The sequence below is a fragment of the Clostridium lundense DSM 17049 genome, assembly GCF_000619945.1.
Taxonomy (GTDB): domain Bacteria; phylum Bacillota; class Clostridia; order Clostridiales; family Clostridiaceae; genus Clostridium_AO; species Clostridium_AO lundense.
In genome coordinates, this window is record NZ_JHVC01000015.1 from 57439 (window position 1) to 76315 (window position 18877).

The 18877-nt window shown below is 30.4% G+C and carries 19 protein-coding genes; 1 reads left to right on the forward strand and 18 read right to left on the reverse strand.

All coding sequences use genetic code 11. The annotated features are described in order from the left end of the window. The first annotated feature begins 81 nt into the window (after positions 1-81). Positions 82-1707, forward strand: a complete 1626-nt coding sequence (locus T514_RS0116240) for a hypothetical protein (protein ID WP_242850616.1) — start codon at positions 82-84, stop codon at positions 1705-1707. Positions 1708-1809: 102 nt separating this feature from the next. On the opposite strand, the gene T514_RS0116245 is transcribed toward T514_RS0116240, so the two are convergent. From T514_RS0116245 to T514_RS24805, 18 genes are all read right to left on the reverse strand, one after another. Further along, complete coding sequence (locus T514_RS0116245; protein ID WP_027625729.1) at positions 1810-3603, reverse strand: oleate hydratase; 1794 nt, start codon at positions 3601-3603, stop codon at positions 1810-1812. 198 nt (positions 3604-3801) lie between these two features. Next, entirely contained in the window at positions 3802-4371 is a 570-nt protein-coding gene (locus T514_RS0116250; protein ID WP_027625730.1) for a TetR/AcrR family transcriptional regulator, read from the reverse strand. A gap of 176 nt (positions 4372-4547) precedes the next feature. Further along, complete coding sequence (locus tag T514_RS0116255; protein ID WP_027625731.1) at positions 4548-5837, reverse strand: esterase/lipase family protein; 1290 nt, start codon at positions 5835-5837, stop codon at positions 4548-4550. A 1168-nt stretch (positions 5838-7005) separates the two neighbouring features. Then, positions 7006-8130 (reverse strand): radical SAM protein, encoded by a 1125-nt coding sequence (locus T514_RS0116265; RefSeq protein WP_027625732.1) that lies wholly within the window; start codon positions 8128-8130, stop codon positions 7006-7008. 439 nt (positions 8131-8569) lie between these two features. Continuing rightward, positions 8570-8956: a hypothetical protein gene (locus T514_RS0116270; RefSeq protein ID WP_027625733.1), complete on the reverse strand. Its 387-nt coding sequence runs from the start codon at positions 8954-8956 to the stop codon at positions 8570-8572. Between the two features lie 144 nt (positions 8957-9100). Further along, the gene (locus tag T514_RS24790) at positions 9101-9379 is read right to left on the reverse strand and encodes a hypothetical protein (protein WP_051542088.1); all 279 of its coding nucleotides are present in this window, start codon (positions 9377-9379) and stop codon (positions 9101-9103) included. A gap of 174 nt (positions 9380-9553) precedes the next feature. Beyond that, positions 9554-10591, reverse strand: coding sequence for a hypothetical protein (locus T514_RS0116280; protein WP_027625734.1), 1038 nt, complete (start codon positions 10589-10591; stop codon positions 9554-9556). Positions 10592-10751: 160 nt separating this feature from the next. After that, positions 10752-11114 carry a hypothetical protein gene (locus T514_RS24795; RefSeq protein ID WP_051542089.1) on the reverse strand — a complete coding sequence of 121 codons (363 nt, stop codon included), beginning with the start codon at positions 11112-11114 and terminating at the stop codon, positions 10752-10754. 18 nt (positions 11115-11132) lie between these two features. Continuing rightward, positions 11133-11444 carry a DUF6985 domain-containing protein gene (locus T514_RS24800; protein WP_034869427.1) on the reverse strand — a complete coding sequence of 104 codons (312 nt, stop codon included), beginning with the start codon at positions 11442-11444 and terminating at the stop codon, positions 11133-11135. Continuing rightward, positions 11441-11584, reverse strand: a complete 144-nt coding sequence (locus T514_RS26245; RefSeq protein WP_084284649.1) for a Spo0E family sporulation regulatory protein-aspartic acid phosphatase — start codon at positions 11582-11584, stop codon at positions 11441-11443. Before T514_RS26245 ends, T514_RS24800 begins: the two co-directional genes overlap by 4 nt. 26 nt (positions 11585-11610) lie before the next feature. Next, positions 11611-12093: a hypothetical protein gene (locus T514_RS0116300; protein ID WP_027625736.1), complete on the reverse strand. Its 483-nt coding sequence runs from the start codon at positions 12091-12093 to the stop codon at positions 11611-11613. A 1-nt stretch (position 12094) separates the two neighbouring features. After that, positions 12095-12760, reverse strand: a complete 666-nt coding sequence (locus tag T514_RS0116305; protein WP_027625737.1) for a hypothetical protein — start codon at positions 12758-12760, stop codon at positions 12095-12097. Continuing rightward, positions 12753-13529, reverse strand: a complete 777-nt coding sequence (locus T514_RS0116310; protein WP_027625738.1) for an ABC transporter ATP-binding protein — start codon at positions 13527-13529, stop codon at positions 12753-12755. The genes T514_RS0116305 and T514_RS0116310 overlap by 8 nt, the downstream gene beginning before the upstream one ends. A gap of 11 nt (positions 13530-13540) precedes the next feature. Next, positions 13541-14065, reverse strand: a complete 525-nt coding sequence (locus T514_RS0116315) for a hypothetical protein (protein ID WP_027625739.1) — start codon at positions 14063-14065, stop codon at positions 13541-13543. 144 nt (positions 14066-14209) lie between these two features. Further along, a complete protein-coding gene (locus tag T514_RS0116320; RefSeq protein ID WP_027625740.1) occupies positions 14210-15451 on the reverse strand; it encodes a sensor histidine kinase in 1242 nt (413 codons plus the stop codon). A 1-nt stretch (position 15452) separates the two neighbouring features. Further along, on the reverse strand, positions 15453-16178 hold the full coding sequence (locus T514_RS0116325) for a LytR/AlgR family response regulator transcription factor (protein WP_027625741.1): 726 nt from the start codon (positions 16176-16178) through the stop codon (positions 15453-15455). A gap of 458 nt (positions 16179-16636) precedes the next feature. After that, positions 16637-17110, reverse strand: coding sequence for a hypothetical protein (locus T514_RS0116335; protein WP_207640947.1), 474 nt, complete (start codon positions 17108-17110; stop codon positions 16637-16639). A 491-nt stretch (positions 17111-17601) separates the two neighbouring features. Next, positions 17602-18846, reverse strand: a complete 1245-nt coding sequence (locus T514_RS24805) for an MFS transporter (RefSeq protein ID WP_051542090.1) — start codon at positions 18844-18846, stop codon at positions 17602-17604. Positions 18847-18877: the final 31 nt, after the last annotated feature.

Sequence of the window (18877 nt, forward strand, 5' to 3'; positions counted from 1 at the left end):
ATGTTATGTCATCAAGAACATAGCATTTCCGTAAATTAAAGCACATCCTTTACTCCCTTAACATATTATGCTATAAAGCCTGTGAAAGGAAAGAATAATATGTATAAGACAAATCCTTATTGTGTTAACACTCCAATGTATAGCTTATACTCTATGTGTAACTCATGTCCTTACTGCATTAATATAGCAATGTATAACTCGAACTTATCGAGGCAATTTACTAATTATGCAAATGATGAGGATAGAACTATAATAAATTTTATTTCAATATTAAATAGCAGAGGTTTTATTGTCCAGGAAGGAAGATTAAGCTATATAGATATACTAAAGCTGTGCAGTGAAGGCAAAGTTGACAATTGTTTAGGAAACAACGTAGGTGCTCCATATGCAGTTTGCTTGCTTCCACCAGCTCCCAACCAAGATCCCTCAGAAGGGCAGGCGCCTCCCATAGGATATAATCCTGATAACCCCAGTAACTATCCAGCCAATATAGACTATCTAACACCAGGATTTGCCTCTAAGCTGCGACCTGACGAGGCTATTGTATTAATTGGAATGACACCTCCTCCTGCATTATATTATAGTTTCCGAAGCTATCTAGGATTTGTTCCAAATAAACCAGAAAAAGACTACAGCGAGTATATTACAGCTGGTAATGATTATACTGGCTTTTATCATCTAATCTTTGCCAGTCTAGGTGATCAATTAAATAATTATAACCTGTGGACTGATAATACTCCCAAAGGAGCACCTGGAAATGCTTTTAACAGCTCTACAATTATCATTAGTACTGCTGACAGGAACATAAACAAACAAATCCGTAATTCTCTAAGTATAGCTGGATATAGCCAAGATATTATGAATGATGACAATATCCCTATTGAACTAGTTAACATGGGACTAGAAGCTAGAAAGGATACCTTCACATTTATGATGAGGATTGCATTATGGGCACAGCAAAATATAGGCAACCAATATCTTAATAATATCCATAAATTTATTAAGGTATTACGCATTACACCTAAAATTCCCCTTCCTAATCTAACTCCATGGCAGGTACCAACCCTTAAAATCAGGGAAACAGGTATTAGTGAATACCAGGTTGTTCCTAACTGCAGAAATGACTTTGACCACCTTCGAAATGAGATTATTAAAAAATATGGAGGTACAGAATACGATCATGTAGATCTGGATTTAACTATGGGGATTCCTGATAATTATAATGCTATATTGCGAGATATTAATGTTTATGGAGATAACAGAGATGCGGTGTATTTTAAAACAGAGAATTTTCAATTAACAAGTGATGATGATTTTGTGATAGTATATGGCATCAATCACGAACGAACGGGAAAATCAATATATTCCAATGCAAGTTTTTACGGGGCAGAGCTTTTTAATGGAGTTGCTGGAGCTTTCAGTACAGTTCAATTTCCAGATACCGCCTTAGAATTTTTCCCTGAAGGATATGAAAACGCTGGATACTATTATGCATATAAAATGGCAAGAAAAGCTGATGAAGACAATGTTGTTATCATACCTTACAGCACAGGAAATCCTCTAGGAAAGGCATACGGAGTAGATAATAATCAAGACGTTCTTATAACATTTAGAGTTTATCTGGATAAAACAGCTATGGTTGGACCATATATCTTTGATATTATCTGGGACCGCGTAATCCTTTTTACAAAAAAGAAAAAACCTTGAGTATAATAAAAACAATTAATTATGAATAATAACTACAAATAAATTAAAATCCCGAATTTTAAAATTCGGGATTCTAATCAAATTATCTAATTGTAAATATCATTAAATAATTCCATATTCTTTTAATAACTTTTCAATGTCTGTTCCTGCTACTTGTTTTAAAATTTTACGTTTAGCCATTGGTGGTAAATCAAGTTCTGGTTTTTCTCCATCTAATAAACATACACCTGCATTTAATAAATAACGGATATCATATCTTGAAGAAAATACCTCAGGAACTCCTTTTTCAACTCCAGTTAAAACATATACTGCTTCCATAGCTGTACGTCCTGAATATTCTATAGTAAATACAGTATCACGGCCTGGATCATCCAATGTTTCAGCAAATTGTCCAAGGAAAGCAAAGTTTACTGCATTCTTTGGTACAACATATGGACGATCTCCAGCTGCACGAGGCATAAATTGAGATGTTATAAATGGCATCATAACAGGAACTGCACTACATGATCCTGCTAATTCTTCAATTTTATCTGTAGGAACTCCTATATGATATAACCATTCTTCTGTGATTTCCTTACCAGTACAATCTCTCATAGGCTTTTTAATATAATCTCCAGGAACATCAGAGAATAAACCATATACCCAAACTAGAACATCTTTTTCTGGTTGTCCATAATATTGTTCTTGACGGTTTATTGTCCAACTCATCAACCATGAAGAGTCAAGTGCTGTAACTATTCCGCCTGTTACAGTACGTCCACCATATGGTGAACGTTTTGTAATTTTTTCAATGTACTCAGGAACACGTTCATCATGACAAGTCACTGTACAAGATTCCCAATTAGATTTTTCTGTATCTGTACAAAATTTATCTGGATTTCCAAATTCATCCGATTGGGCTGCTATGTTCCTCCATAACTTCCAGCACCCTTTTGGTTCTCTATTAAATGGTGCTGGAGTGTTGTCATCACCATATCCTGAACCTTCAGTCATAGAACCATTAGTGATAAATACTAAGTCGTTTTCTGTTAAATCAATAGAGATATCCTTTCCAGTTTTATCTGTTGCAGCTATTCTCTTTGCAACCTTTTTATCATCTGAAATTGAAAACTCAACGTTATCAACAGTAACTCCATATTCAAATTTAGCACCATGGTCTTCTAAATATTTAACCATAGGTTTTACAAATGAAGTGTATTGATCATGTCTTGAAAATTGTAAGGCAGAAAGATCTGGTAAACCTCCAACATGGTGGATGAAACGATTCATATATAATTTCATTTCTAAAGCACTATGCCAGTTCTCAAAAGCGAACATTGTTCTCCAATATGTCCAAAAATCAGTATTTAAAAGTTCTTCAGAAAGAACATCTTCGATAGATTTATTTTGAAGTTCTTCATCTGTTGTGCTTACGAAAGCAGCTAATTCTTTTGCCAAGTCTTGACCCAAATTAAATTTTCCATTGTCATAGCGCACACCTTGGTTTTTAGTAATACGACAATTGCTAAAGTTTGGATCATCGTAGTTTGTATAATAAAGATGATCTAACACAGTCATACTAGGATCTTCTGTAGATGGTAATGAACTAAACAAGCTCCATAAAACCTCAAAACACTGACCCATTTCACGTCCGCCACGTGCTACATAATTCATATTTTGACGAACCTCTCCGTCTAAAGATCCACCAGGAATGTCCAATTGTTCTAAGAAGGTAATCTTGCTGCCATCCATGTGAGCATCACGAATTAAAAAACAACCAGCAGCTAAAGCTGCAATTCCAGTACCTATTAAATAAGCTTTTTTATCCTCAATTCCTTTAGGTTTCCTTGCATTTACTAAAGCATGATAAGTTCCATGTGTAAGTGTAAGTCTATCATCATGTGTTTTTAATTTCATTGTTATTCCCCTCCCTTGATTTTGTGAATACTTATTATCTGTAAGATCTCTATAAATCTATAATATAGTTTTTTTGTGTCTTTTTCATTAGATAAACAAACTGCGGTGCTCGAAATTTGAACACCGCAGTTTATTTATCTAATTTTTAGGCATTTATATCAAAATGTCTGAAAAAAAGGAATCTCCTATTGCTTTTTACTAGACATGATTTAAATCAGCACTTCGCTTAAGGGACAATTCGATGTTTCCATTGAAGAGCTGTCCAATTCGTCTAACGATAGTATCAGGGTCCTCCTTCATTCCAGTAGCAATCCAGTGTAGTACCATTTCAGTGAGGGCACACTGATAAAAGGAAGCAATCAGTTTTCTATCTCCCAAAGAAGCTGAGATACCATCGCTCACTTTTTCAATATACCGAATCATCACATTTCCTGATACATTATATATATAATTCACTAGTTCTTCTCTCTGCATGGAATTATATATATGATAAATAGCTGTTTTGTTTTCTAAAGCAAATCTGGCAGCTACAATAAAACTCTCCTCCCAGGAAAGTGTATCATTATATTCATCAATTACTGTCTGAAGTTCTGTTTGAAATATCTCTGACAAAAGTGCATATATGTCTGTGTAGTAATAATAAAAAGTATTTCTATTTATCTCACATGCTGTAGCAATATCTTTAACTGTTATCTTGCTAAGTGGATGCTCATTCAGCATCTTTATAAATACCTGACGAATCATTTTTCTGGTATATTGCTGAGCCAACTTGCCACCCCCTTTAATGCTTTATCTATATTCAAAATTATAACACAGGGTAAGTTATTTTTAAATAATCCATCATCATATGATTTATTATAATTCTCAGCCCTTTATAAAACAGCTGTTATCTAATCTGTCGACATACCCAATAATCAACAATTTCTTAATATCAAATTTTTTAATTATTCAGTAGGAAGTTTCGAAAGCATTTCTGCCACATTAAAATACATTTGTTCAATTCCGTTTCGATCATATTTCATTCCACAAACCTCAATATGGTCTGTATTATCCAATTCACCAAGATAATTCCATGTACCCTTCACGGCAGTCTTGCCATAATCAACTATTGGGTCTGCTGAACCGACCTTAGGGCCTGTGGCTGATATCACACTTACAACTCCGTCATTTCTCCACCAGCTTTTATCTATAGGAACTTCACCACTCTTATTGTTTGTATACATACCCATAAATATCGAACTTTTTGCAAGAATCGGATTCATATTTTTATTTGGCACTTGAAAATGAGTCAATTTATCTTCATGAGTATTTACACATGCAATTGAAAAATAGTTGATATCACTTTGTGCCTTAACATAGGAATTAAATTCCCGAGCTCCTTCTGGTGACAAATCCCAGACACTTAAATCCTTGGTTTCTTTCCAGATTTCACTGTTAATTACTTTATTGCTGTAGTCTAAACAGGATTCGCCAGGGTTTCTTCTAAGTCCCCACTGATCTAATTGAAAATCGTAACTTAGATCACCCAAATCAACATTCCTTCCTTTTATTGCAGCAATAGCCGCAACAAATTGATGTGTGAGAGGCTCAATACCACATTTTATATGTGCTTCTTGACTTCCGTCATGTGGAGTAGCAATAGATGTAATACTGAACACCCATGATTTGCCGCCAATAAAAAGAGGATTAATGCTTCCGTCTGTGGTAAATGCTAATTCATCAGTATCTCCATTTTCTAAAAGCTGTGCAAATAGGCGAATTGTCTGTCCTCCCATACTGTGCCCAATTAGGTGAACCTTCTGAATATTACCAGATGAATCTTTTGTTCCAATTTGTTTGTAAACGCCTGGATAATCCCGTCCGTATCTTGCATGTCCATATTTTTTAGAATGTGATTCACCGTAATCAACTGTGCCTCCAGTAATATATGCATACAGCTCACATGCCCTATCCCAGTTACTTGAAACAGGTCCGATAGATGGAGAATATACAGTATAACCCTTCTCAGTAAGCTTTTGAGTCAAACTTTCTTGACCTCCCCAGTAATAGAGACCGGCTGCTTCATTGCTTCCCCAGCCAAAGCATCCATGTACCATAAATATAGGATAATCATTTCCAACTACCATAGCATCACTATTATCAGCAGCTTTTACAGTAGAAATTGAAGTGAAACCAAAAACTGTACAGATGATAAGTATAGATGTCATAATCCTTTTAAAATAAGATGTTTTCATACCCATGCTCCTTTTCATTATAAATTCCCTAGTCAACAGTCAGACTATAGAACCTATTTTATTTTGATTACGATAATAGTAACTTTCAATTGGAGTATCCTAACGCTAATTATTCTTAACAGGACATTAGAGAAAGTTAGTTCTTTTATTCTTTGCAGATCATTAATTCTATTATTGCGAAAGCTTGTCCCACTGACTTAAATTCAGATATTTTATCTTTAATGGTAGCTCACATTAAGGCATTTTCGTTGGATAAAAGCTGATTATATGATGCTTTAGTCAGTATTTTGCTTAGGATATTCCTTTTCTAATTCCTCCACTCTTTCTATAGAAAGGTAGTGATAGCATGAAGAAATCAGGTGACTTATCTATCTTACTTATATGAGTTGACGTTTCTGCCCGTGAAAATGTTGTCTGAGTTTTAAACTGTGATCAGGAAAAACTTCTTTAATTTGCTGTCCCCAATGCTCAACTTGACGGTGATGAAATTACTGATAAACTTTCCGTCTTTTTGTTTGATAGCACTAAAATTCACCTCCTTTTAACTAGCTTTCTTTCTGCTAGTGCTTTATTAGCTCCATATAATACTTATATTTATTACCTAAATCCCAAATGACTATTAACTACTAAAAATCATTTATCTGCATATTAAAAAATAGCCTATGATTTTGTTTGTACAGGCTGTAATTATATGCAAGTTATGATGTGGTTTACAGTATTTTATTAGTGGAGTTAATGTCTTCTTTATAGCATACTGTTATATCACAATCAATCTTATGAAGTTACTATGGCAAGTCTAAAATCCCAAATAACTAGCAAAATCTTCCTTTCTTTAATTATTGCATAATTTTCCTATTTCTCAAATTTTAATAAAGGTGAAAGTTCCTCATTTTTTCGTTGTATACTCATCACTATTCCCTTGATTTTTTACACAAAAATAGTTGTCATTTCTAAACATCCAGGCATAAAAAAGAGATACCATTTTCACAGTATCTCATAACTTTTAATTTTATTCTATTGTATCTTCACATTCCATATCAACAACCACAAAAATATTAATATTTTTTTCAACTGTTTATTGCCAATTTTATCCCCTTCATTTTTAAAAATAAAATGATTGAAGATTTCATTATTTTTATGTGGTATTGAAAATGTACTTTTCATTATTCTAAAAAATCAACTCTCCTACTTTATAGCCATCAGGCAATTCTTCTTCGCTTAAAAATTTGAAATTGTCATCACGTAGTATTGGTAAAAATACTTCATATGGAATCCTAGAAAACTCACAGGCATAATTACTAGCTCCAAACCACTTACCCTCTTTGCTACTCAAATTCAAATCTCTAGCAAATTTTGTATGATTTGAGCAATCATGAACTGCTAAATCCCACTTTTCTTCATCAGCTATTTTCATGAATTTCAGAGTTAATTCCCTGCTCCAAATTGGAGAAATATAACCATGTCTGGAAATATACATGTTTTCCCCATAATAATTGTCTATGTTATTCTCATTTAAATGTAATTCTGCACAATTAATAAAATCAAGTTTTGTATCTAAGATTGCTTGCTTTTTCTTAAAAAATGCTTCAAAGAACTCAGGAGTCATTGGAGTTTCAATACCTACATTTTTAATATATTTTTTTGCTATTCCAATATTTTCAATAACTTTATCTGAACAATTAGAGGCACCTAGATTGAAACGTATCTCATCAAGACCGGCTTCACCTAATGCTTTCAATGTCTCTGACCTAGCTAAAATACCATTTGTATATAAATGTTGATGAATTTTAGCAGCATTAAATTTCTTTATAACCGAATAGTACTTTTCAATTTCCATAAATGGCTCTAAATAAACGTATGAAATGCCAGTAGGTTTTTTATGGATGGAAAGAAGTAAATCAATATCCTTCTCATAAAATTTTGTGCCTCCAATTTCCCACATGCCTTCACCAATTGGGGGGATATCTTCTATTTCCCCATAATTATAACAGAACTTACACTCTATGTTACATTTATTCGTTTTCCTAATTGCACTCAAACCAGTTCCCAGCAAACAAGAACGACATCCTTTGGCGAATTTGCTTTCATTTCCTACAAAAAAAGTTCTATTCTCCAAAGTTTTCAATCCTTTAATCTCTGACATTAACATATCATTTCTATCATCGATTGCTTCCTCAATTTGTTCAAAGGTAGCATAAATGATTTCTTGTTGTTTTGTCATAACTTCCTGATCCTCTGGCAATATGGAAAAAAATTCAAACCACATCAATGCATCTTTTTTTGAAATTTTCATAATATATCCTCCTCTAAATTAATCTTCCCAAAGATTCAATCCATATGTTCTCACATACAAAAACCCTCGAATGTGTATACATACACCCAAGGGCTTCAAATCATTCATATTACTAACTTTTAGCTATATGTGTTTCTTTTTAAGCCTCACCACTGTCTTCATATATGTGTAGGCAAGCTGCAAACCGCCATTTATCAATAATCTTATTTAAATTATTATATACTTCTATCTAATTTTTGTCTATATATGCTTATCAGTCAATCACGATAAACGCATATAAAATTTTAGGTCGTAGCCCTTTTATTTTAATCTATTATCAATTATAATTTTCAATGTAAATCAAAAGCAAAGGGGAAGATCTTTATAAAGAAACTTAGCTGTGCCTTAGATAAAAAATATTTAGAGAAAGTTATTTTTAATCCTGTACAAAATATTATCTTTATTTACTTATATATCTTTTCCTATCAATAATATTAAGTAATGTATATGCAATACAACAAACGCCATCATTAAAACTATAAATTCTTTCATCCTTTTCACTCATTATTTCATCATTAACAAATTTATTGTATTTTTCATCTAATTTTTTTATAATCTCATTAGACTTTGTAATATTCTTCCTTAACCACTTTCTCGCAACTTTTTTATCATTAATATCTGTATCTTTAAGAAATTTTTGAAATTTATCAATTAAATCTTTATGTCCTTCATTATGAACAAGCATCCATTTACTATTTAGGCAATTTTCTTGTTTTAACTCTTCACTTTCTTCTCTATATATAACATCAAGTCGTCTACATTGTTCAATTATAAATTTGTTATTCATCCAGTTATCATCCCTTCTATTAATTTACTATTTTGATTTTAAAATAAAAGCTCCTGAGTATAAATAAATACCTCAAGAGCTATAATAACTATAATAATTTCTTTTTTACCTGTTTTCTAATCCAAGTTATATCAATATTCTAATCTATGCTAACTCGTAATCAGCAAATTGCACAACATTTCCTTTAGAATCAATGTAGGATAATGATAGCCAATCAAATCCATTTACTTTTACATCTGCCCATGACATTTTTCTTCCATCCAACAAAACAACATTTTCTTCATGGTCAAAATCATAATCTTCTTTTTCATCGTCAAAATCAATATTATATCCTAACTCTAAAATAAGTTTTGATGCACTAATTTCATATTGCTTCAATGGTCTATTTTCAATTTGCCCAACAGAATATTCATTGCAAAACATATTATCATCTTTCTAAACTCTTTTTCTTCATACTCTTTTGTAAATCCATTTAAGTGGGTTGGTATTTTCATGATTGGTCTCCTTATAATAAATTTGTTCACGGTAATTTCACAACTTAATATCAGTTTGTAAGCTAATAATCTCATTATCACAATATAGACATTTCAATAATATTTATGTGCTATGACTAAAGTATGGATTATCTCTCAACAGTTTTTTCAATTTGGGATTGGTCTCCTCAATATATTCTTCGTCGTGATTAAACATAGTACAATAGAATCCATCTGCTTTAGATAGTTTTGAAAAGACAGATAACTTTGTAACAGCATCTGCGGCCTTAGCAACAGTATCCAACACCTTTTCTTCTTCTTTATCATCCAATGGTATATCTACCAAGCTGCTACTGGCAAAATCCTCATACTCCCAATAAGCAGGAGAAGCCCCGTTCACACAATCACCAGTATCAGCTGATAGTGAAAGGTATCCATGACCAGGATAGCATATGAAACCCATTACCGTAATTTTCTTATCTTCGTTTTGTTCCGTAAAATCTAAAACGGCTTCTTCCATTTCATTCAAAAGCCTTTGTTCCAACTTTTTATAGTTAATTTTATCAGTGGTGTAAACCACTTCTGTACCACCACTGTCCCAGCTTCGAATAATTTTTTGCAGAATACCATTCGGTTTATAAAAAAAACTAAAATTAATTCCAATCTCTGTTGTGTCCTGTTTTATTTGGGATACAATTTTCATAAGGCAGGCGTTTTCATAATAATATTCTCTGTATGCCTCACTCTCATCACTACAGAAATAAACTTCCGTAGGACCTTGCTCCCCTAACAAATAAACTGTAACATTGTAGAGCGTATCGGCAGCCCAATACATTGTTTCTATTCTATCCTCATGGTAGAAATACATGGTTACATAGTGAAAATGCCCCAAAAACTCACTCATTTCCTCCACGAGAATAATATGCCCTTGCTCGTCAAAGGAATATCGGTAGCAATTATTCTTACATATTGGCTCGTCAATCTTTTTTCCTTTTACCTTATATCCATACAGTTCATTTTCATATGGAAGTACATTATACAACACACCTTTGCTGATAACAGTATGCACACATTTTGACTGGACATCTGCCATTATTTTTGAGAAATTTTTTTTCGCGACTTTATATTTCAGTTTGACATCATTTACTATTTTGCCATCCATTGAATTGCTCCCTCCTTGTACATTATGTAGATTCGCCTGTGGTTATTTTTAGAGCAGTCCTCAAACTATAAACTACACATACTCTTTGAATATTGTATAAACTCCTTGTAGCTAATCCTTTGTAAACCATTTATAGTCAAATGCTCATAATCTATAAAAACTACAAACTACCACAAGGGATTTTAGATATCAGATATAACTGTATCAGCTTATCTAGCCAAGGTGTTGTGATACCAAGTTGTAAGCTATCAAAAATCAGCCCAAAATCATCAGATATGTATGCGGCTAAATCACTATTATGAGATAAATCATACACTTGCAGAAATACTTTTCTCCTATATTCCTCACAGGAATATCTTGTTGTTTCTGAGTATTCTTTTTTTAATTTCATCTGCTCAATATAGTTATAAAGATTTATCCATTTAGAGTCAAAGAGTTCACAATCACGCAAATCCAATATGGAATCACAATTAATGCTATCAAACATTTCTTTTGTCAATTTTTCATACAATTCACACAGCATCAGTTCACCTCCATACATCTATACAAATTTACCATTAAAAACAAAATTCCCTACATCATTCTTGTAAGAATCTAAATTCTCCCAAGCTTTAAGATAAAAATGTACCATTCCTTCTCCAACATATAGAATTTCACCATTTCTAATAATCCGAGACATTCCATGTTCGGAGTCCCAATCACAATTGAAGTCGATGGTATATGCTATATCATTACTTTTAGGATTCTCAATATACATACAAAATGGCTCTATGTAATACAAAATCTCCTCAAGATCTTTTAGTTTGGGTGGTTTTTCACCAAAATACTCACAATAACTATAAAAATGTTTCAATAAATATTCATTGCATTTAGTAATTTACTTACTGCCACAACATCTGAATCAACTAAATCTCCATGCTTTTGATTAATCATTTTTTGCAGCTTATCTCTTAATATTTCTATATCCTTTAATAAACCTTGCAATTCATTCATAAAACACCTCCTAACATAAGTTTCACCTACCAAGGTGTTTTAATTCTAAATAAATTAATTAGCAATAATATACCATACAGGATACCTTCAAAAATTATTGTTAAAAAAACACTTAAAGCAAAGGACATAATTATATTTCTTGTCATACTTAATTGAAAAACCAATAACAAAAGCATATTGATTTTAAATATATTGCTTTTCAAAACCCATATTATTGAAACCATTAATAATTCCTTAAATCCTACAGAATATTGAACTAAATCTGACTTATACTTTATAAAATAATATCTACTGCTAAAATAATTTAAAACGTATAAAACAAATAAAAATATAGTAAGTATAAGCCACCCTTTTAAAGTTATTTTATCCTCTGCTTTATTAATAAAAGTAAAAATTATCAATAATATTAAAATAGGAGTATATACATAGCTTAAGTATGTAGTATTTTTAATTTCTCTTTCCTTTTTTAATTTAAATAATTTATATAATGATTCTATTCTTATATTCATTCTACATCCCCTCCATAAATTGAGGCAGGTCATTTAATTTTTTATTGAATAAGATAACAGAATAAATATATAAAGCCATGATTGGTATGATCCAAAGCAAATTTATATAAGAAGTGATTAAACTTAATATTCCAGTAAACAAAAAAATCAATATATTAACTAATATTCCCCTATTATTGAAGCTATCACTAAAATGAATTGAGACTTTCCAAATATCAAATTGCATCCCTTTAGAATTTTTATAGATAAAAAAATTTCCTATGGAAATCGCTGCAAAAGAGACAATTATAATGTTTATTACATATTCCTTAGATATACCATAACTAAAAACATATGGAAATGACATTAATATTATTTTTATAAAATTATTTACTAAACAAAATATATTTGATACTAACAATAACTTAATCTTTTTTATGGGTGTTATAATTAAATATCTTATATCTTTTTTTCTTTCATCCCATAGCATAAACGAACCGCTGTAACATATATCAGAATGGATTAAGGGAAGAACTATTATAATCATAAAAATTCTATTTCTTAATTGTATATTAACACCCTTTAAGGTATTAAATATAAGCAGTCCTAAAATCAAATTTACTATAAATATTATATATTTTTTATCTCTTATTACAAATAACATATAATATTTTACTAAACTACTCATTAACTTTCCTCCATGACAACATATAATCTTCCTCTTTTTTAGTTTGTACTATCTTTAAAAATAACTCTTCAAGAGAACAATCTTTATATTTTTCATAAAGCTTAACTTTTTCACCACAATATTTTATTTTTCCTTTATGAATTATAGTAATATGTGTACATATATCCTCTAATAACAAAATATCATGAGAACTTATAAATATGGTTACACCCGTTTGAACTAAATATTTTAGTACCTTTTTTAAATCTATTCTTCCTACTGCATCTACTCCTTCTAAAGGTTCATCCAATATTATTAGTAGAGGATCATGTATTAATGCTGCACCAATATATGCTTTTTTTTTCATTCCTTTTGAAAATTCTCTTAATAACTTTTTTCTATGCTCTCTAAGATCTAATAAATTTAGAAGTTCCTCACTTCTCTCTTTAATTATATTTTTAGGTGTTTTGTACAAGCTTCCTATTATGTCCCAAAATTCTTCTACCTTTAAATGAGAAAATATCTCCCCTTCATCTCCAACATAAGCAATCTTTAATTTATCCTCATTATTCAACTTTTCCATTGGTTTTCCAAATATTTCAACTTCTCCACAAGAACTTTTACTAAGTGATGAAAGTATATTTATTAATGTAGTTTTTCCAGCACCATTTTCTCCTATAAATCCATTTAGACTTCCCGACTCTACAGTTATATTTACATTTTTCAAAGCTTCAAAACCGTTTTTATAAATCTTATTTAGATTTCTCGTTTTTATAACTATATCGCTCATACTTATCACCTTTAAAGTTCTTCTATTAATCTACACAAAATCTTATCTATTGAAAGAAGCTCATCTCCTTTGCAAAGATCTGATGTAGACATAATTGATATAGTTCCTTTGTTATAAGAAAAAGTAGCTATGCTTCCTTCACATATGCTTCTTAAACTAGTATCATCAAAAACTTTTTCAAATATATCCTGCGATGAAGCTTTAATTTTATAAACATCATTAATTTTATGATTTAAATTCACCTCTTTTCCTCCTATCATTATGGCTTTAAATATACTAAAAATGGAGTTTAAAACATTCCCTTTTTTAACAATTAAAAATTTAAATTGTTTAGTTGGTATTAGTTTTACTTTTACAAAAGAAGTCCTCTGCAATGCTTCAACATATATTTTATAATTTATTTGTGCACCTTTAAAATTCTTTTCTATTGTAGCTGCTGTTGTTCCTTTTATAACTCCAATACCCTGTTTGTAATTTCCTTCTATCTCCTGCGCATATTTTTTCCAATTTTCTCTTATAACATCTAAATCTAGCATTTACATCCCTCCATTAATTAAATTGTAATACTTTTATAAAAATAGTACCCATATTTAACTATTCTTTCAATAGAAAGTACCTATACTGTAAGATTCGGTACATAAAAAGAAGATAGCTTTATTGCTACCTTCTTTTTATGTATTCTAAAATATAATTTTAAATATTATCATGCTATCTTCAAAATCCAACTCAATTTTGCCATTGTTCTTTTCTACAATATCTTTAACATTATTTAAACCATATCCTCTACCGCTGCCTTTGCTTGAGTACCCTTCATCAAATATCCTGGAAATGTTTTTCAGTTCACTTTTATTAATATTATTTTTCACAATAATATTACCTTTTCCATTTTCATTATAAATTTTAAGCACAACATTTCTTTTTTCTGCATTCATTACCGCTTCAAAAGCATTATTAAGAAGATTATTTAAAACCACAGACATTTCTTGGTCATTTAATATATTTTCTATAACATTATTTTTAATGTCAAAATTAAAGCTTATATCTTTCCTTTTACTTTCCTCAATGTTTGTATATACTATACCTTTTATAATTAATGAATTTATATAGGCAAGTTCTTCTATCTTCTTCACAGATTTATTTACTTCATTTACATAAATATTAAATTTAACTTTTAACTCTTCATCATCGCTTACATCAATCATCCCTTTTATTGTATTAAGATGATTTTTAAATTCATGCTGCTTTTTTCTTATTTCTTGTGTTAAGGACGTTACCATAGAATCGTATTTTTTTTGTTCTTCTAAGCCTTTGCTTTCTTCAATAATTTTACACATGTAGCTATAACCATAAAGCTGAAGCAAAAATATAATATAAAACACAACCACAATAATATCCAAGTTATCAACTATAACGCTGTACTTTTTCTGCAAAAATACTTTGAAAAGCACAAAAAGTATGAAAAGACTGCTTCCTATAAAAAAATTTAATTTTTCATCCAAAATTTTAAATTTGAGCTTGTCTTTAAAAAATATTAATAAAACAGTTGAAATAAGCATTGTTATAATGCTTACAATAATCAAAATTTCTTCTTCATTTCTAAAACTAAAAAATACACCATTAAATCTATGAGTCAAAAGAATTTCAAATACATTCATAGGTATATATACAATTGAAAATTGCATTAATGATTTTTCTAAATCATTTTTATATATTAACTTAATCATTAAAATTACAAAAATATATGATAAAATAAATATATATTTCATTTTCATACATATTACTGTTATTATAGAAGATAACACCACAAATAAAACACTATTTATATATGAAATCTTAATTTGTAAAAATAAATTTTCATAAATCAGTAAAAAAATACTCCAATTAACTAAAGCTGCAAACAGTACTAATAATACTTCAATCATATCAACACCCTTTTAACTTTTCTTCAAAACACTCTTTGTACTTATATCCAACTAAAGCTTTTTCATCATAATGCTTAAAATATATTTCACTTACTCTACTATCAATCCTGGCTGTTTTTAATATGTTATCAATATTAACTATAAAAGACTTATGCGCTTGTATAAAAGATGGATGATTTATCTCTTCTAATACCTTCTTAAGGGACATCTTTGTAACTATATATTTTCCATTTTTAGTATGAAAACAACTATTTCGTCCGCACATTTCAACAAAATATATATCTTCTATATCTAATTTAAGATATATACCATTTTTTAAACGCAACTGTATCTTTTTAGCTTCATTTTTTTCTTCTTTTACTCTTTCATGATTTATGATCTTTTCTGTTAAATTTAAAATATCTTCTTCACAATAAGGTTTAATTATAAAATCATAGCAATGAGTTTCTTTAAAAGCCATGGTTATGTATTGTTCTTGCGTAGTGATAAATATAACCCATGAAAATTCATACTGCTTATATAATCTTATTTCTTTAACAAAATCTATTCCCGATTCTTTATGAAGCATTATATCTATAAGAAATAAATCTATTTTTTCATTTTTACAAATTTCTAAAGCATCTTTTTTGAATTCCACATCAAAAACTTGAGCATCTCTTATTTTTGATGTAATACTTTTCAGCTTTTTCCTTTGAAATTCATCATCTTCCAAAATTAAAATTTTCATTTACTACCATCCTTACCTTATTAGAAGTTTTTAATTCTAAACAAACAAATTTTCAAAATCTTACTGTGTCATTTTTATCATAACATTATCTTCATTAATTACATTACTCAACTTTCGCAGGACAAAAGACTAACTTCTCTTTACTTCAATAGGGGTAACTTCTGCATCTAAATATCTTATAGGTGCTAGTAATTCATTATATTGTTTTTTCTAATTTATTATATATAAGATTTTTAAATTTCATATATTATTACTCATACAAAAATATATTAATATCATCACACATTATAGCATATTTTAGTAATATACGCATTTTTATGATAATAGAAAGCCCTCAAGTGCACCACCAACACTCAAGGGCTCTCTCCAACTATATTTTATTTTTCCCTGTTTCCCAATTCCATATCAAGAAATATATACTAATTTTACCATTTCCTAACCTAAATACTATAATTTCTTCATAATACAAAGTTATAATTTTCATTACTATACCTATCTGTAAATGTATATTTTTTATTATTAAACTTTTCTAAGCTATCACCTATTTTTAAATCATCTATATAAACTTTACTTAAATCAGTAGATTTTACAGTATACTTCCCAAAAGTTTTTATAAAGCCTGTATAATTAAATCCTAATATTATTACTAATAACAAAGTTGAAACTATAGGATATATTACTTTTAAACTACTATGCTTCTTAGATTCAACTAATTTTACACTTTCCATTACCATAATTATACATGATATAAACAAAACTACATATTTAAAATACATAGGTAAGTTAATTTCTAAAAAATCATATATACTAAATACTGCTGTTAACACTCCATATATTATTAAAAGTTTGAATAAATTTTTATCACTTTTTTTATCATGAATCTTATTATTATTATAATTATCTCCATTTATTTTCTTTAACTCTTTATTCATTTCTTTTATCTTATATCTATAAAATAAATATTGTACATTCCAAATGGTCAAATATACCTTGCGTGGCTCAGTACAGCCTCCTGATGAAGCGCCCCAGCCTTCAAGGATAGCCTGTAAAACCTGACATCATAAACTTAATGAAACTTGATTTAACATTTTTGTTTATCAGGTTTTCTTATTTATATATACGTATTAGAATAAAATTAGAGATGCTTGTATGTCTAATAGCTATGTTAGTAGATTTAAGAAAATGTTTAACCCTATTAATTCGGATACTATGAAAACAAATGCTCATCTAGATAAGCATTTGTTTAGATTAACTTCACGACGTTGCCGACGCTTGGTTCGTTGCGCAAGGCGTGTTTGTAGTACGCATTAAACTCACAACAGGTCTGCCATTCAAGGCGTTCAGAGTTCATGTTCTTCCCCCCTTTCGGTGACCCTCCACGACAGGATTAGAAATATGCCAAAGAGAAACAGAAACTTTAGGTTTATAAATGCTGATATGTCTTTTTCCCTATATAACCTACCACAAATATCAAAAAAGCAGTTGCAAACATTATCATCGAAAGATCATTTATAAATTCTTCATACAAATATCCATAGAGGAAAATGCCTATTGGTAAAGTTGCATTGACTACCACTGAATAAAAGGACATGACACGCCCTAACATACCATTCGGCACATTCTGCTGAATTGCAGACATAATGAATATTCCCGCTATGCTTGCACAGATAAAAATCACAATTCCAATAATCACAAAGATAATATATGTCATGTTTGTAGAAAGGTTTAATATGACAGCGATACCAAATACCACGATTGCTACCCCCATAATCAAAAACAGTTGATAAATTTTACTTGCTTTGAATTTATCTGCAATCAGTTCAGCTATTACACCACCCATTAGTCCGGCAGCTCCCATAAAAGCCTGTGATAGTCCATTTAATACGGAGTTTAATTCAAGCACTATCCGTATGATAAATGGCGCACCTGTTGTAATCAAGGGCTGTATCATGAAAACAAAAGCAGCATTTAGCAGAATAGCCTTAAATACATAAGTTTGTTCAGTTGTAAGAAAACGGATACCCTCAAATAAATCTTTTTTTGCCATTTGTAGAGAATTGCCCGCCTGTTGTGTACTCACTTTTGGTATTTTAATAAAGGTTTCAAGTATTGCAGCAAGGAAAAAACATACCGCGCAACTAAATAAAATCATCTGAACTCCTGACAGATTATCTTTACCAGTAATACCATAGAATAGTCCTGCTAACAAAGGTCCCGCAAGATTGGCAATCATATTAACTTGACTTACAATAGCATTAGATTTGACAAAACTGTCCTTCTGCTGAATAAGCGGGACACTTGATTGCACAACAGGCGTTTCAAAAGACGATATGACAGATAAAACTACCATGATAATCGTTATATAAATAAGCTCATTGGGTAATGACAACGAAACTGCTAATAGGATTGCCATGACGCAATACATACCGTCCAAAACAACCATAAGATTTCGTTTATTCTTTCGGTCGGCTAAAATACCACCAACTGGTGACAAAAAGACAGGGGGTAAATAACTTATTGCCGTGATAGTGCCAAACAATGCAGCAGAACCTGTCAAGTCAAGGATCAATAATGAAACTGTAAATTTTAGCAGTACAGTCCCAAACATGGAAGAAGCCTGTCCGATTATTAGCAAGATAAAATTTCGATTAAATATTTTTGTTTTCATAGTCCACCCTCTCACTTTTGTATATATCCAT

Coding starts and splice junctions, on each gene's coding strand:
- T514_RS0116320 (WP_027625740.1), bottom strand. CDS start 15,451: ATGATTGAAGTATTATTAGTACTGTTTGCAGCTTTAGTTAATTGGAGT.
- T514_RS0116245 (WP_027625729.1), bottom strand. CDS start 3,603: ATGAAATTAAAAACACATGATGATAGACTTACACTTACACATGGAACT.
- T514_RS0116325 (WP_027625741.1), bottom strand. CDS start 16,178: ATGAAAATTTTAATTTTGGAAGATGATGAATTTCAAAGGAAAAAGCTG.
- T514_RS0116280 (WP_027625734.1), bottom strand. CDS start 10,591: ATGGATGGCAAAATAGTAAATGATGTCAAACTGAAATATAAAGTCGCG.
- T514_RS26245 (WP_084284649.1), bottom strand. CDS start 11,584: ATGAATGAATTGCAAGGTTTATTAAAGGATATAGAAATATTAAGAGAT.
- T514_RS0116270 (WP_027625733.1), bottom strand. CDS start 8,956: ATGAATAACAAATTTATAATTGAACAATGTAGACGACTTGATGTTATA.
- T514_RS0116265 (WP_027625732.1), bottom strand. CDS start 8,130: ATGAAAATTTCAAAAAAAGATGCATTGATGTGGTTTGAATTTTTTTCC.
- T514_RS0116310 (WP_027625738.1), bottom strand. CDS start 13,529: ATGAGCGATATAGTTATAAAAACGAGAAATCTAAATAAGATTTATAAA.
- T514_RS24805 (WP_051542090.1), bottom strand. CDS start 18,846: ATGAAAACAAAAATATTTAATCGAAATTTTATCTTGCTAATAATCGGA.
- T514_RS0116335 (WP_207640947.1), bottom strand. CDS start 17,110: ATGAATAAAGAGTTAAAGAAAATAAATGGAGATAATTATAATAATAAT.
- T514_RS24795 (WP_051542089.1), bottom strand. CDS start 11,114: ATGCTGTGTGAATTGTATGAAAAATTGACAAAAGAAATGTTTGATAGC.
- T514_RS0116305 (WP_027625737.1), bottom strand. CDS start 12,760: ATGAGTAGTTTAGTAAAATATTATATGTTATTTGTAATAAGAGATAAA.
- T514_RS0116315 (WP_027625739.1), bottom strand. CDS start 14,065: ATGCTAGATTTAGATGTTATAAGAGAAAATTGGAAAAAATATGCGCAG.
- T514_RS0116255 (WP_027625731.1), bottom strand. CDS start 5,837: ATGAAAACATCTTATTTTAAAAGGATTATGACATCTATACTTATCATC.
- T514_RS24790 (WP_051542088.1), bottom strand. CDS start 9,379: ATGTTTTGCAATGAATATTCTGTTGGGCAAATTGAAAATAGACCATTG.
- T514_RS0116300 (WP_027625736.1), bottom strand. CDS start 12,093: ATGAATATAAGAATAGAATCATTATATAAATTATTTAAATTAAAAAAG.